The following is a 13,131-nucleotide window of genomic DNA, read 5'->3' as shown; positions in this document are numbered from 1 at the left end:
CACACCGAGACACAGCCGCAGTCACACCAAAGGTTTTCACCGAAGGGTCGACGCGCAGACCTGGCTGGACGAGATCACGGCTGCCCAGATCACCGGCAACTATATCGACCCGAAGCGCGGGCAGATCGCTTCCCGAGCTTTTACAAGGAGTGGAGCAGCCGTCAGATCTGGTTGCCCGGGACGGTCCGCGTCATGGATCTCACCGGGTCAAGTCCCGTGAGGTGGTGTACGACGTCGTCGTGTGATTCCTCGGCTGGCGGCTATGCGGTCAGGGCCACCGGTCTCACCTCCTCGGCGGGTTCGGCTGGGGTGTAGGTTCCGCGGGAGCGGGCCAGCACGTGGAGACCGAGGTAGCGGCGGGCTTCGATCCATTCGTCGTACTGTTCGGCGAGGTCGGTGCCGCTAACGGACAGGTGTCGTGTTCTTAGAATTGGACGCTCGATCTGCGGCTCCGTCCGCTGCGATTGTCGCCGCAGGTGCGTCGGCGTGGTGCACCGTCAACTCTTGCTTCGGTCGCGAGGGGAGAAAGAACGCTGCGACGATGGCGCCGAGGGCGGTGACTCCCGCGGCGAAATAAGATCCGGCTGCCAGGCCGTCGAGAAATGCACTGTTCGCTGCGTTTGACACTGCCTCCGCTGCAATCTGGTCACCACCTCCGCGGAGCTGATCGGAAGCTATCGCCGCAGCTCCTATCGATTCTCCTGCAACAGATTTCACGCCTTCAGGTAGGGCTTGCGCTGAGTCGGATGCCGCAAGAGACGAGGCGTACAGGGAGGCGTAGACGCTGCCGATGATCGCGACTCCGAGCGTTCCGCCGACCTCCCTCGTGGCGTCGTTCATTCCCGATCCGATGCCCGCTTTCTCCAGCGGCACGGCCCCCATTATTGCTTCGGTCGCCGGAGCCGAAGTGAGCCCTAGTCCGAGCCCTAGCGGGATCATCTGCAAAGCGATCTCGGCGTAGCTCGTCGATTGACTCAGTGTGGAGATCCAGAGAAAGGCCGTGGTGAACAGAACGAGGCCAAGGGTCACGATGAGCTTGTTACCCAGTTTTACCGCCAGCATAGTGCCGAGGACGGACCCTACCGCGATCGATGCCGCGACCGGAATGAATTTCAATCCTGTCTCGAAGGGACTGAATTCGCGAACCAGTTGGAAGTACTGGGAGATAAGGAAGATGAATCCGAACAATGCGAAGTAGGCGAACGTCACCGAGGCGCTCGCAGCGGTGAAACGCATGTTGGTGAACAACCTGACGTCGATCATGGGGTCGATCTGCTTGCGCTCCCACATAACGAGGGCGAACAGCAGGGCAGCGGCGCCGACGAAACCTCCCAGGGTCGCAGCGCTTGCCCAGCCGTGTTCCGGCGCTTCGATAACGGTGTAAACCAGGAAGCCGACTGCGAGCACCGACAAGATCAGCCCCCCCACGTCGATGCGCGGCGTGCTGGGGTCACGGGAGGTGGTCACCACTCCCGCCGACACGATGATGGCGATGGCGGCTCCGGTGGCCAGCGCGAGGAAGACACTCCCCCACCAGAAGTGCTCGAGCAACCAGCCGCCCAGGATCGGCCCGCACGCTACGCCTACTCCTGTTGTAGCTCCCCAGATTCCGATTGCTTTGGCCTTCTCGGCTCGTTCCGTGAACACGTTGGACAGGATCGACAGTGTCGTGGGGTAGACGAATGCCGCGCCGAGCCCCATCACCGCCTGCCAGACAATCAACTGTCCCGAACTCTCGGCGAACGAAGCTCCAACAGCTCCGCCGCCGAAGATCGTCAGCCCTAGAAGCAAAGCGCCCTTGCGTCCGTAGCGGTCGCTGAGGCTGCCGAAGGCCAGAACGAACGTGGCGAATAACAGGTTGTAGGCGTCGACGATCCACTGCAATTCGCGGTTATTCGCCTGGAAATCCAGGGCGAGGGATGGTAGGGCCACGTTGATCGCGGTCGTAGCGAGGCTGATTGCCAGAGTCGCCGCGCACAACACGAGCAGGACCGCTGTGCGCGACGTTCGACGCCGCTCAAGGATTGAGTTCACGACTTTATTATTTCAAGCATTAAGACGAAAAAGTCAAGTGTAGGATGGAGGCGTGAAGTCGTATTCGGAATTCTGCTCGCTCTCGCGGGCGCTAGATGTGATCGGTGACCGGTGGACGATGCTGGTGGTCCGCGAACTTCTGGTCGGGCCGAGCAGATATTCGGACCTGCACAAAGCGCTGCCGGGGATCGCCACAAATCTGCTGGCGAGTCGACTGCGAACCTTGGAAGAGGCAGGAGTTGTCGCATCGACCGATGCGCCCGCGCCAGTGTCCGCGCGTGTCTACGCTCTGACCGAGTGGGGCCAAAAACTACGACGCCCACTGGTTGAGCTCGCTCGGTGGGGTGTGCCCCTGATGTCCACGGGAGCCGGGGAGGACCACAGCCGAGGCCGGTGGCTCGCATTCGCGATCATGGCGTTGTTTCCGGAGCCCGGTGCGACGCAGGAGTCGTCCGACATTCCCGCTGTGACGGCACGTATCGATGCCGAAGGCGACAATCTGCTGCTCGTCTCCGACCCGACAGGAGTGCACGCGTCGATGACGAGCGCCGGCGAGCCGGCCGAGGTGATAGTGAAGGGCTCGTCCGAGGAGATCTTCCGCACGCTTTCCGGCGACCGCACCGAAGGCGCGCACGCCCACGTCACGGGCGACGCCGACGCGCTCCGACGCTTTTTCGCACTGACCTCATCGGCACTGACTTTCGACCGCCTCGTCGACCGCTCAACCTGATCGAATCCGTCGGATCAACAGACATCCGGACACACGAATCGGTTGACGTAACCACGACGAACGGTGGCGGTTGGTCGGGCACAGCGTCAACGGCTGGCGCGGTAACCTCGCCGGAGGGCGGTGCAGTTACGACTTCGCCATTAATGCGGCCAACACCAAGTACCTAGTCGGCACCGAGTGGCAACGACCGTTGTCGCGACAGGGGTGGCCGCGCCGAGATCGCGGTAGGTGAACTCCCGGTCGCCGCGGCCGGCGTCGCACGAAACCCCGACCCGGTCGGCGAAGACGTTCTCGGCGTGCCACAGCAGCGAGCTGGTCAGCAGTGGACGCTCCATCATCGTGGTGAGCATGGCGGTATTCCTCCGGATCCGGTGGGTGAGCGCGCGACCAGCGTCCATGCCGAACCGCCCTGCATACCGTCCGAATTCGCGACAGCACCCCGATCCACACGCCGCTCTGCAACGCACTGTTGCGTTGTGGGACACCCGCACCACAGCGCACGTCGCGAGACTGGGCTCACACCACCCGTACGGGTCAATCGTCCTTCGACGGAGGGCACGGCACGTGGCACGAGCAGAACCCAGGAAAGAGGTACCGACATGTCCGATCGTCAGCTCACCGAGATCGCGGCGGGCTTCACCTACACCGAGGGCCCCCGCTGGCATGAGGGCCGGCTGTGGTTCGTGGACTTCTACACCCACTCGGTCAACGTCGTGAACGCCGACGGATCCATCGAACGGGTCTGTGCCGTCGAGCACCAGCCCTCCGGTCTCGGCTGGCTCCCCGACGGACGCATGCTCGTCGTCTCGATGAAGGACCGCAAAATCCTCCGCAGAGAACCCGACGGCTCGCTCGTCGAACACGCCGACATCTCCGAGCACTGCCGCGGCTACGCCAACGACATGGTGGTCGCAGCGAACGGACAGGCATACGTCGGCGAATTCGGGTTCGACCTCATGGGCGGCGCCGACCACGAGCACGGCGTCGTCGTCCTCGTCGACACCGACGGTACCTCCCGCGTGGCCGCCGACGGGCTGTCCTTCCCGAACGGCATGTGCATCTCCCCGGACGGAAAGACGCTCTACGTCAACGAACTGTTCGGCAACCGGATCTCCAGGTTCGACATCACAAGTGGCGGAACACTCGGCCACCGAGAAGATTTCGCCTCCTTCGGGGACCTCGGCGACGAACCGAACGTGGAGAAGCGGCTCGCGGCATGCACGATCGCCCCCGACGGCCAGGCCCTCGACGCCGAGGGCGCTATCTGGATCGCCGACTGCGTCAACCAACGCGTCGTCCGATTGGGTGAGGGCGGAGTCGTCCTCGACGAGGTGAGCACCGCACCGCTCGGCGTGTTCGCGGTCGCCCTCGGCGGAGACGACGGACGCACCCTGTTCCTCTCGGTCGCACCGGATTTCGACGAGGCCAAGCGCAGTGCCGCACGGGAGGCCAAGGTCCTCTCGACGACCATCGACGTTCCGCACGCAGGAAGGCCGTGACCATGCTGAATACACGTTTCACCGAGATTTTCGGTGTCGAACACCCCGTTGTGTGCGGAGGAATGACCGGCGTGGGCACCGCGGAGCTGATCTCCGCCGTCGCCGAAGCCGGCGGACTCGGGTTCCTCACCGCATTGACCCAACCCACACCCGAAGCACTCGCCGCCGAGATCGCCCGGTGCCGCGAGATGACCGACAAGCCGTTCGGCGTCAACCTCACCCTTCTCCCGACGGTCACGCCCGTCCCCTACGACGAGTACCGCGCTGCAATTATCGACAGCGGCATAACTATCGTCGAGACCGCCGGCAGCAATCCCCAGGAGCACGTCGCCGCGTTCAAGGCCGCAGGAATCAAGGTCATCCACAAGGCGGTGGCAGTGCGGCACGCCGTGAAGGCCCAATCAATGGGCGTCGACGCGGTGAGCATCGACGGGTTCGAGTGCGCCGGCCACCCCGGCAACGAGGACATCCCGGGGCTCATCCTCATCCCCGCCGCGGCCCGCGTCCTCGACATCCCGATCATCGCCAGCGGCGGGTTCGCCACCGGGGACGGGCTCGTAGCAGCACTCGCCCTCGGGGCTTCCGCGATCAATATGGGCACCCGGTTCGTCGCGAGCGACGAAGCACCCGTGCATCCGAACGTCAAGGCCCAGATCGTCGCCAACGACGAACGCCAGACCATCCTCGTGTTCCGGGAGTTCCGCAACACCGCTCGTGTGGCCCGGAATTCGATTTCCGAGGAAATTGCAGCCGTTTCGGCCCGGCCGGGCGCAGAATTCGCCGATGTCGCGCACCTCGCATCCGGGGTACGCGGACGCACCGAGGTGTTGCAGACCGGCGACATGGACGGCGGAATGTGGTGGGCTGGCCAGTCCCAGGGCCTCATCGAGACCGTCCTGCCCTGTAAGACGATCATCTCGGACATCGTGAGCGACGCCGAAGCCGCCATCCGCAGGATCGCCGCCGACCTCACCTGACATGTAGGCAAGGAACAATCATGGAAGACACGACCATCCGCCACGAGATCGAGGACGGCATCCTCACTGTCGTGCTCGACCGTTCCGACCACCTCAACGCATTCACCGTCGAGATGGCCGACGAACTCGAGCACACCTTCGTGTCGGTGAACGATAACGACGAGGTCCGAGCGGTGATCGTCACCGGGGAGGGACGCGCGTTCTGCGCCGGCATGGACCTGTCGAGCGAAGGAAACGTGTTCGGTCTCGACGAGTCGAAGACGCCGTCCCTCGCCGACATGCACGATCTCGGCGACCCGGGGCTGCGCCGGATCCGCGATACCGGTGGCCGTGTCACTCTTGCGATCCACGGCTGCCGGAAACCGGTGATCGCCGCGATCAACGGTGCGGCCGTCGGGATCGGAGCGACCATGACGTTGGCGATGGACGCGCGTCTGTTGTCGAACAGGGCGCGGTTCGGGCTGGTGTTCGGCAAACTCGGGATCGTGCCGGAAGCGTGCTCGACGTGGTTTCTGCCCCGGCTCGTCGGCATGCCCGCGGCACTCGATCTGGTGTACCGGGCCGACATCCTCGACGCCGACGCCGCACACGCAGTCGGGCTGGCGCAGGCCGTTTACGAACCCGATGCGCTGCTCGGTGCGGCACGAGCGCTGGCGGACGCGTGGACACGCGACCGGTCGCCGGTGTCGGTGGCACTCATGCGCCAGATGATGCTGCGCAATTCCGCAGCGCCGCACCCGGTAGAAGCTCATCGCGTCGATTCCCTGGCCATGTTCTACACCAGCATCGCCGACGGGGCCGACGGCGTGCGCGCCTTCCTCGACAAGCGCCCACCCAGCTTCCGCGGAAAGGCATCCGAGATGCCGCCGTTCTACCGGGAGTGGGTCGATGCCCCAGTCCCGTGAACACTGTCGCCTGCCATGAGCATGGGACCGTCCTGGCCTGATTTCTGGCAACCTCATGGGACCACTCGGATTGCCAGTCATGGGACCACCCGGCGCGTCGTGCCGGAGTCTCGTCGGATGACTCGTTTGATCGTCGTGTCGGTATCCCCGGTCACGAAGGCGGACGGGCATGGCTTTTCGGGAGGTCAACGTGAACGAAGTCAAGGAAGTGCTCCGGGTCTGGCTCGGGGTGGCCGGGTCCCGGCCACCGGGGCTGCGCACGATCGCGGCGCACTGCGGGGTGGACCGCAAGACGGCGCGGCGGTATGTCGAGGCCGCCCAGGCCGCGGGGCTGCAGCGCACCGACGGTGTCGAGGCCCTCGACGACGGGCTGATCGGTGCGGTGATCGAGGCGGTGCGCCCGGCGCGCCCGAGCGGGCACGGGTCCGCCTGGGACCGGCTGCTGGTGTTCGAGGGCCAGATCACCGCGTGGGTGGCCGGCGACGGGAACCATCCGCCGCTGACGATCACCAAGATCGAAACCCTGCTGGCCCGCCAGGGCTGCGTGGCGGCTGTATCGGACGTTGCACCGATTCGCCACCGAGCGGTGCGGTTTCGGCCGCAGGGACACCACCGTCCGCGTCGTCGACGGCGATCCCGGCAGTGAATGCCAGATCGACTTCGGCTACCTCGGCTATCTGACCGATCCGGAGACCGGGCGGCGCCGCAAGGTGCATGCGCTGATCTTCACCGCCGTGTACTCGCGGCACATGTTCGTGTGACTTCAGCTCATGAACCAGAAGCAGCAACGCATCGGAAACCACCAGCTCGAAGCGATCCGCCTGCTCACCAACCACGAGATGGACTCTTCGGTCCCCGTTCGCGGTCGTGCTGGTCGGCCAACCTACCCTGCGGCACCGCCTCCGACTCGGTGTGCTCGCCGCGCTGGACCAGCGCATCGCCGTGCGCTACACGATCGCCGGGATGAGCGCAGCCGACACCGCCGACTACATCCGTCACCACTGTCGCATCGCCGGCCGCGACGACACCCTGTTCTCCGACGACGCGATCGGGCTCATCCGTGGGCGCCTCACGCGGACACCCGCGCGCGGTGAACAACCTCGCATTGCACGCGCTTACCGCCGCCTTCGCCGCCGACCACGCCATCGTCGACGAGAAGGCCGCCCGCACCGCCTCAGCGAGATCGCCGCGGACTGAACCCGACCCCCATCAACCCGACCACCACCGCGTCAACCTGACGACCACCCCGTCACCACGCCCACCACGGCCACGCCCACCACCCCCGAGCGGGGCCGTTCTCGCACCGCATCGTCGTCACCTTCAACGACGCGCAACACCTTCGGACCTCCACCTCACACAACAGCATATATTCGTACTGATATAACCTAGGGAGGTGAACCGAGGCGACGAGAAACCGATCCGATGGGTGGGTAGCGCACTCGACGACCTGCGCGATCTGCCCGCCGCCGCACAGGACGATCTCGGCTACCAACTCGGCCGGGCCCAACAGGGGCTCGATCCGGACGACTGGAAACCGATGAAGGACGTCGGGCCCGGATGCCGCGAGATCCGGGTCCGCACTCCGGACGGCGCCTTCCGAACGTTCTACGTCGCCCAGTTCGGCGAGGCGATCTACGTACTGCACTGCTTCCACAAAAAGACACAGAAGACCTCGAAAGCAGACATCAACCTCGGCCGACGCCGCTACAAGGCAGCCCAGGCATACGCACAGGAGACATCATGACCGACAAAGACATTACCGAAACCACCTCCGTGTGGGAGGCGATCAGTGACACCCCCGGCGAGGCCTACAACCGGCAGCTGCGCGCCGACCTGATGACCGCGATCCGCGCACAGATCGACCGTTTCGGCTGGTCCCAGGCCGTGGCCGCCGACAACCTCGGCGTCACCCAACCGCGGATCTCGGACCTGCACCGCGGCAAACTGAGCAAGTTCTCCCTCGACGCCCTGGTCAACCTCGGCAGCAAGGTCGGCGTCCACCTCGACGTCCACATCGACACCGACCACACCCTCACCGGCCACTGACCACGGCACGCCGCCAAAGACCACTCGGTCCGTGAGGCTCGGACACGCCCGGGGCCGCCGAAATCGACCTCGAGCATCATCTGCGGGGCGACTCCCTCCCGTCACCGAGCCTCACCGATCAGCTGATAGCGATGGCGCCCGGCCGCTCGCCGGCCCCCCTTGGGCGCGTCGACCCAGACATGCATCGCCTGCCGCCGCCATGACGTCCTCGCTAGGACCGCCCCCGCATCAGCGCGACCGGGAACCGGACCGGTTCGGCGAATGAGACACCCTGATGGCGAACCTGCCCCGCCGTCGCCGCGCGGGCTGAACCAGCCACCGCGAAATGCGGAGCCGAACATCCGCACACACCGACCCCGGCGGACGGCGGCGCGCTGAGCGGGAAGGTACCGGTTCCGGTTGGCGCGCAGTCCTATTCCGATTCTCACGCCCGCCCAGTCGCGCCTGCTCGACGTCAAACCGACGTTCGCCACCCTGCTGGGACATGACCTGCACGAGATCGCCGGCCTGCACGTCCACCAGGTGATCCACCCGGATAACATCCACGGCTCGCCGCGAACGCAGTCGACGATGACGCCCGCGACCATCCGACGCACATGAGAACCCAGGAACCGAAACGCGGAAACACGGATAGGCGAAAATTCGAATGAGGACAGTCCCCGGCCCGAGGCCGGGGACTGTCCTCGCGTTTGAAGCCTCGCGCGGGTCAGTTGCCGAACCGGAACCAGAACCGGATCACCCGGCCGAGGGCGACGATCACCTTCGCAAAGTCGCGGAGACCGGCGGTGCTGCCGGTGAGGATAACGATGAGGATGGCGGTGACCAGGCAGGCCGTCACGAAGAAGACGAAGCAGGCGGCAATCACCAAGGCGATCGAGACGAGAATTTCGGGTTGGGCCATGTGAACCCCTTTCTGTTGGCGGACACGCGACGACAGCGACCGTTGTGGTGCTGCCCAATGAGTGATCTCCAACAGAGGGACGGGCCCTCACCCCACCGCAGGTGGGATACCCAAATCATCGCTTGGACCTGGCACTTCCGTCAATAGCCTCGGACCCCGACGAACACGACCACGGTCGCAGGGTTCGCGGCGACCTCCAGCGTCCAGGCTTGGTCCGGTGGGGCTTCGTCCCGATCAGCCGCGGCCGTCGTCGAATTTCCCGGGGCCGGCGAGCCGGTTCCGGGCGCGACCGAGTGCTACGTCCTTGTCAGCGTCGTAGGTGTCGGGCCACTCGATACCGTAATTGTCGATGCGGCCGAGAATCTGGGTGGGGGTGACGATCCCGTTCTCCACGAGAGTCGCCACGAACACGCGGTCCTTCTCGCGACCAGCGATGGCCTTGGACGCACACAGGTCGACGGGATCGAGACGACAAGCCCGTCCGCCCGTATTCCGACCCGTCCTCGACCTTCACTGCGACCATCCGGTTGTCCCAATGCTTCGGCAGTACCACTACATCCCGAGGATCGACTGGGAGCCGAAGACAATCACCTGACCCTCGTCGAGGTTCGCGCAGGCTGCCTTGATGACCTGCTCGAGCTCCTCGCGGTTCACTTCAGGACGACGTCACGCAGATCATCGAGGACCTGCATTCGTTCATCCTCGGTCAGCAGTACGTGCAGCGGGGAAAGGTTGCGCATCTCGTTCCCGGTCTCGTCGTCCGACTCGACGATCTGACGAAGGGTCTCGACGTCGTTGTCCTCGACGATTCGTTCCCACCGATCCAGGACGTCGGTGAAGTACGGGCTGCGACTCACATGCTCGCGGACACTCTGCAGACTGCGGCGTACGCGGACGGTGTCGAGGGGCAGATGCTCGCGCTCGACCTTGTTCAGGATGGCGGTCTGCATGAGCTTCTGTCGGGTGACCTTCATGTTGACGACGGTCATCTCTCGCTCCCTCATTGCTCAGGCCGACTACCGCTGCGGTCGGTGCCCACAGTGTACGGGTCCGACTACCGTTTACGCAGGTCACCCCACGCTCACACAGCGACGACCCGACCTCCATCCACCTAAACGAACACGGGCTCACAGGACCATCCGCGCAACCGCGATCATCCCCCGATAGCGTCACCTGTCGGACGACGGCAGCCACTCCCCAACTGCTCGGAGATTCCCAGAGAAAAAGACACAAGTGCCCGACACTCCCCGAGAGCGTCCACCTTCGACGGCCGCGGTCCGGTGGCCCTGCGCGAGCCACCCGCGTTGCCCGGTGACTCGGCGACGGTGATCGCCGAGCATGCACATCCAACCCACCACTCGTACGCTCACAAAACACCGGGGCCTCCTCACACTTGTCGGAAAGGCCGAGCGCATAAACGACGCTCGGTAACCCACGAGGTTGCGTGAGCGAGGTCCCGACCAGCAACTACTCCAGTCTGCGAGTAGTCACCGGGAGTGTCAGGTTTTCGGTGGATCTAGCTCTGGCGCATCGGTTTAGTTCTTACTTGGGGTGATTCGGCCTTCGAACGTGATTGCAAACGCATTGAGAGCCGGCTTCCACCTCGCCACCCATCGTGCTCTTCCCTTCCCGTCGGGTCCAGCGCTCGGGTCGCCAGGTACAGGCATTTCAGGGCGGCCTGCTCGCTGGGGAAATGGCCCCTCGTCCGGACCGCCCGTCGGTAGCGGGCATTGAGGGACTCGATCGCGTTCGTCGAACAGATGACCCGTCGGATCTCGGGGTCGTAGAGCCCGTCGCAGAATGCGCGCTGACATAACAGGTGGAGCAGTCCAGTCGATTTTTTCGTTTGCTGCCGATTCTGAGGTTGCCGACTCGTTCCGGCCGGCGCGTTCAGCTGGCCGTTGCTCGGTGGATCTTCATCAGGTTGAATGCGCTGGCCGCGAGGTTGAGCTCGCCGAGGGCGCTGTTCAGACCACGGCCGGAGAATCGGTCGAGGACCTTCTTCAGGTTGCCGATGCCGGGTTCGACGGTGGCCCCGCGGCGCTTGTAGAGACGGGATCCTTCTGGCGTGCGTAGCCGATGCGACATCGCCTGTCTCGGGCTCGCACCTTCCGGAGGTGGTCCTGTCACGGGCTGTTCTATAACCGCCTTCACGTGGTCGCGTGTCTTGTTCAACGCGATTAGCCGCTCTGGTCCGGGCGCAGAAAGGTTGCTGTCACTGCAGTATCCGGCGTCAGCGAGGACGACACCGATGACGTGTTCAGGCCGGCCGGTATCGGTGTGCAGCATCGCGGCGGCGCGCCCACTTGCCTCCATCATCGGTACAAGGGATGCAATGTCATTGGGACTCTGACCAATCTGTACGGCCGCGATGATCTGATCGCTGGTAACGGCGAGTTGAGCGTTGTAGCCCTGGAGGAATCCGCGCCTGGTCGGCATTAACCGTGATTGTGGATCGGTGGTATTGGCCACCGTCTTCGGCAATACACGTTTCCCAGGCTTCGTGGCGGAAGCTGTGTGTTCGGCTGCCAATGCGGCTTCGACGACTCGTCGGGCGCGGATGATTCGTGAGTGCTGTTCCAGCGGAACAGGTGGGGCGCCCATCGGTTTCTTCCCCGCGGCGATCAGTGCGGCGCGCCGCTCGAGTTTCGACTGGTGAGTAGCGATTTCACGTGCCAGGTGGGCGCGTGCTTCCGCGAGCCGGTGCGGTCCGTCCGGGATACGACCGACCACAGGTTCACCCGCTCGAGATTTCGCCAACCGTACCCGCGCCGCTGCATCACGCTCATCCTCGTTGATGCGCTGGCGGTTCAATTGTGCGGCCACCTCGTCGGCCGCTTGACGGATCCGCCGTGCACGACTGCTCTGGTCCATCAGCCGGGCAGGAATTCGATCACCGTCATCATGTGCACGTTGTGCAGCGCGGATGTTCTCGGTGGCGTCGGTCTGTTCGGCTTCGGTAACCATGCGAGTGACCTGCTCGCTCAGCCACTCGTGCCCGCGGTTGGCGTCGATCGATGCGTTCGCGGCGATCTTGGTGCCATCGATTGCGACCGTTCCGAAGTGCCCCAGGCCGGCGTGGCCGGCGATCAGCAGTACCTGCGTGAACAACCCGGTGAACGCGTCCTGGCCCTCGGCCGGAACCGCGCGATCGTGCAATGGTCGGGGACGTCTTGCGCGCACAGCACCCGGAACGCGACATCGGTCGAGCACAACCGTTCAATCTGCCGCGAGGATCGAATCCCCTTGCAGTAAGCATAGATCAGAAGTCCCAGCAGCATCCGCGGGTCGTAACCGGCCGCGCCCACCCCACCACGGCGACGACGCCGGTCGAACTCGCTGGTATCGAGCACCTCGATCGTCTCCAACAGAAACCAGACAAGATGATCCGCAGGAAGCCATTCCCGCATATCCGGAGGCAAAAGGAACACCTGATCGCGCAACACCGGACGATATCCCTTGGCCATACCCAATTTTCCCAGACGAGCGTCACGAACGGTCCCGACGACACGCATTCTGCAACAGGCTCCGTAGTCGAGGAACGGCACGAACTCGCTCCACGCGTTGTCCCACAGTCGGACGATCGCCGGATACTTTGGTCCCCATTTGCTGGCGAACTCGGTGAACTGTTCCTTGGCCGCTGGTTCGTTTACGGCGGTGGGGGCACCTCCCTGCACGCAGTGCTCGGGGGAGATCGGCCGCAGGTCGCGTGACATCTCGTCCCAGTACTGACGGGACGCATACCGGAAGGTGTTGCGGAGCAGATGAATCAGGCAGGTCTGCACTACCGTCAGTGGCCACACGGTCGTGATTGCTTCGGGCAGCCCCTTGAGCCCGTCACAGACGGCGATGCACACATCTGCGACGCCGCGGTTGCGGATTTCCGTCAGGACGGCGAGCCAGAACTTGGCAAAAGCGCACATGTTCGCGCGAACGTGTGCGAGGTGACGCCTGAACTGTCACGGGTTCGGCAGGCGGGCGGTGTCGACGTGGTCGGAGAGGTAGGCGATGACGGCCTCGTTGCGCATGCCGTAAGCGG

At 64.5% G+C, this 13,131-nt stretch carries 15 protein-coding genes and 5 pseudogenes; 10 read left to right on the top strand and 10 right to left on the bottom strand.

Annotated features, from left to right (window positions below):
• Positions 1-260: 260 nt before the first annotated feature.
• Positions 261-425 (bottom strand): annotated as a pseudogene (locus HGB39_RS34220) (IS256 family transposase); the annotation flags it as partial.
• Entirely contained in the window at positions 403-2,034 is a 1,632-nt protein-coding gene (locus HGB39_RS34215; RefSeq protein ID WP_005565068.1) for an MFS transporter, read from the bottom strand. The pseudogene HGB39_RS34220 and the gene HGB39_RS34215, both read right to left, overlap by 23 nt.
• A 52-nt stretch (positions 2,035-2,086) precedes the next feature.
• Between HGB39_RS34215 and HGB39_RS40045 the strand changes: the two are divergent.
• A pseudogene (locus HGB39_RS40045) lies at positions 2,087-2,371 on the top strand (winged helix-turn-helix transcriptional regulator); the annotation flags it as partial.
• Between the two features lie 129 nt (positions 2,372-2,500).
• Complete coding sequence (locus tag HGB39_RS40040) at positions 2,501-2,764, top strand: hypothetical protein (protein WP_312029822.1); 264 nt, start codon at positions 2,501-2,503, stop codon at positions 2,762-2,764.
• Between the two features lie 140 nt (positions 2,765-2,904).
• On the opposite strand, the gene HGB39_RS38250 is transcribed toward HGB39_RS40040, so the two are convergent.
• A complete protein-coding gene (locus tag HGB39_RS38250) occupies positions 2,905-3,162 on the bottom strand; it encodes a hypothetical protein (RefSeq protein ID WP_005565072.1) in 258 nt (85 codons plus the stop codon).
• A gap of 201 nt (positions 3,163-3,363) precedes the next feature.
• On the opposite strand from HGB39_RS38250, the gene HGB39_RS34200 reads away from it, so the two are divergent.
• The 8 genes and pseudogenes from HGB39_RS34200 to HGB39_RS34165 all read left to right on the top strand — a co-directional run bounded on the left by HGB39_RS34200 (position 3,364) and on the right by HGB39_RS34165 (position 8,791).
• Positions 3,364-4,263: an SMP-30/gluconolactonase/LRE family protein gene (locus tag HGB39_RS34200; RefSeq protein ID WP_005565074.1), complete on the top strand. Its 900-nt coding sequence runs from the start codon at positions 3,364-3,366 to the stop codon at positions 4,261-4,263.
• A gap of 2 nt (positions 4,264-4,265) precedes the next feature.
• The gene (locus tag HGB39_RS34195) at positions 4,266-5,240 is read left to right on the top strand and encodes an NAD(P)H-dependent flavin oxidoreductase (protein WP_182625116.1); all 975 of its coding nucleotides are present in this window, start codon (positions 4,266-4,268) and stop codon (positions 5,238-5,240) included.
• A 20-nt stretch (positions 5,241-5,260) separates the two neighbouring features.
• The gene (locus HGB39_RS34190; RefSeq protein WP_005565077.1) at positions 5,261-6,145 is read left to right on the top strand and encodes a crotonase/enoyl-CoA hydratase family protein; all 885 of its coding nucleotides are present in this window, start codon (positions 5,261-5,263) and stop codon (positions 6,143-6,145) included.
• A gap of 169 nt (positions 6,146-6,314) precedes the next feature.
• A complete protein-coding gene (locus HGB39_RS34185; RefSeq protein WP_428839125.1) occupies positions 6,315-6,791 on the top strand; it encodes a hypothetical protein in 477 nt (158 codons plus the stop codon).
• 145 nt (positions 6,792-6,936) lie between these two features.
• Positions 6,937-7,325: pseudogene (locus HGB39_RS34180) on the top strand (ExeA family protein); the annotation flags it as partial.
• Between the two features lie 213 nt (positions 7,326-7,538).
• Positions 7,539-7,889, top strand: a complete 351-nt coding sequence (locus HGB39_RS34175) for a type II toxin-antitoxin system RelE/ParE family toxin (RefSeq protein ID WP_005565081.1) — start codon at positions 7,539-7,541, stop codon at positions 7,887-7,889.
• Positions 7,886-8,191: a helix-turn-helix domain-containing protein gene (locus HGB39_RS34170; protein WP_005565083.1), complete on the top strand. Its 306-nt coding sequence runs from the start codon at positions 7,886-7,888 to the stop codon at positions 8,189-8,191. Before HGB39_RS34175 ends, HGB39_RS34170 begins: the two co-directional genes overlap by 4 nt.
• Positions 8,192-8,590: 399 nt before the next feature.
• Positions 8,591-8,791, top strand: a complete 201-nt coding sequence (locus HGB39_RS34165; protein ID WP_005565085.1) for a hypothetical protein — start codon at positions 8,591-8,593, stop codon at positions 8,789-8,791.
• A gap of 106 nt (positions 8,792-8,897) precedes the next feature.
• On the opposite strand, the gene HGB39_RS34160 is transcribed toward HGB39_RS34165, so the two are convergent.
• From HGB39_RS34160 to HGB39_RS39235, 7 genes and pseudogenes are all read right to left on the bottom strand, one after another.
• On the bottom strand, positions 8,898-9,092 hold the full coding sequence (locus tag HGB39_RS34160; protein ID WP_005565087.1) for a hypothetical protein: 195 nt from the start codon (positions 9,090-9,092) through the stop codon (positions 8,898-8,900).
• 234 nt (positions 9,093-9,326) lie between these two features.
• Positions 9,327-9,497 carry a hypothetical protein gene (locus HGB39_RS38245; protein WP_210753162.1) on the bottom strand — a complete coding sequence of 57 codons (171 nt, stop codon included), beginning with the start codon at positions 9,495-9,497 and terminating at the stop codon, positions 9,327-9,329.
• A 245-nt stretch (positions 9,498-9,742) separates the two neighbouring features.
• Positions 9,743-10,081 carry a hypothetical protein gene (locus HGB39_RS34150; protein ID WP_005565090.1) on the bottom strand — a complete coding sequence of 113 codons (339 nt, stop codon included), beginning with the start codon at positions 10,079-10,081 and terminating at the stop codon, positions 9,743-9,745.
• Between the two features lie 546 nt (positions 10,082-10,627).
• Positions 10,628-10,878: pseudogene (locus HGB39_RS34145) on the bottom strand (transposase); the annotation flags it as partial.
• A gap of 104 nt (positions 10,879-10,982) precedes the next feature.
• On the bottom strand, positions 10,983-12,203 hold the full coding sequence (locus tag HGB39_RS34140; protein ID WP_240482762.1) for a transposase: 1,221 nt from the start codon (positions 12,201-12,203) through the stop codon (positions 10,983-10,985).
• A complete protein-coding gene (locus HGB39_RS40550) occupies positions 12,182-12,502 on the bottom strand; it encodes a transposase (protein ID WP_420916646.1) in 321 nt (106 codons plus the stop codon). The genes HGB39_RS34140 and HGB39_RS40550 overlap by 22 nt, the downstream gene beginning before the upstream one ends.
• A gap of 87 nt (positions 12,503-12,589) precedes the next feature.
• Positions 12,590-13,003 (bottom strand): annotated as a pseudogene (locus HGB39_RS39235) (transposase); the annotation flags it as partial.
• Positions 13,004-13,131: the final 128 nt, after the last annotated feature.

This window comes from Rhodococcus opacus, from assembly GCF_012396235.1.
Taxonomy (GTDB): domain Bacteria; phylum Actinomycetota; class Actinomycetes; order Mycobacteriales; family Mycobacteriaceae; genus Rhodococcus_F; species Rhodococcus_F opacus.
The sequence above is the reverse complement of the archived record's forward strand: the minus strand, read 5'-3'. Positions and strand labels throughout refer to the sequence as shown.

What these genes read in the sequence shown, in the direction of transcription:
- HGB39_RS34200 (WP_005565074.1), top strand. Translation starts at nt 3,364, where the DNA reads ATGTCCGATCGTCAGCTCACCGAGATCGCGGCGGGCTTCACCTACACC.
- HGB39_RS34185 (WP_428839125.1), top strand. Translation starts at nt 6,315, where the DNA reads ATGGCTTTTCGGGAGGTCAACGTGAACGAAGTCAAGGAAGTGCTCCGG.
- HGB39_RS34170 (WP_005565083.1), top strand. Translation starts at nt 7,886, where the DNA reads ATGACCGACAAAGACATTACCGAAACCACCTCCGTGTGGGAGGCGATC.
- HGB39_RS34150 (WP_005565090.1), bottom strand. Translation starts at nt 10,081, where the DNA reads ATGACCGTCGTCAACATGAAGGTCACCCGACAGAAGCTCATGCAGACC.
- HGB39_RS34195 (WP_182625116.1), top strand. Translation starts at nt 4,266, where the DNA reads ATGCTGAATACACGTTTCACCGAGATTTTCGGTGTCGAACACCCCGTT.
- HGB39_RS40550 (WP_420916646.1), bottom strand. Translation starts at nt 12,502, where the DNA reads ATGCGGGAATGGCTTCCTGCGGATCATCTTGTCTGGTTTCTGTTGGAG.
- HGB39_RS34190 (WP_005565077.1), top strand. Translation starts at nt 5,261, where the DNA reads ATGGAAGACACGACCATCCGCCACGAGATCGAGGACGGCATCCTCACT.
- HGB39_RS38250 (WP_005565072.1), bottom strand. Translation starts at nt 3,162, where the DNA reads ATGGACGCTGGTCGCGCGCTCACCCACCGGATCCGGAGGAATACCGCC.
- HGB39_RS34160 (WP_005565087.1), bottom strand. Translation starts at nt 9,092, where the DNA reads ATGGCCCAACCCGAAATTCTCGTCTCGATCGCCTTGGTGATTGCCGCC.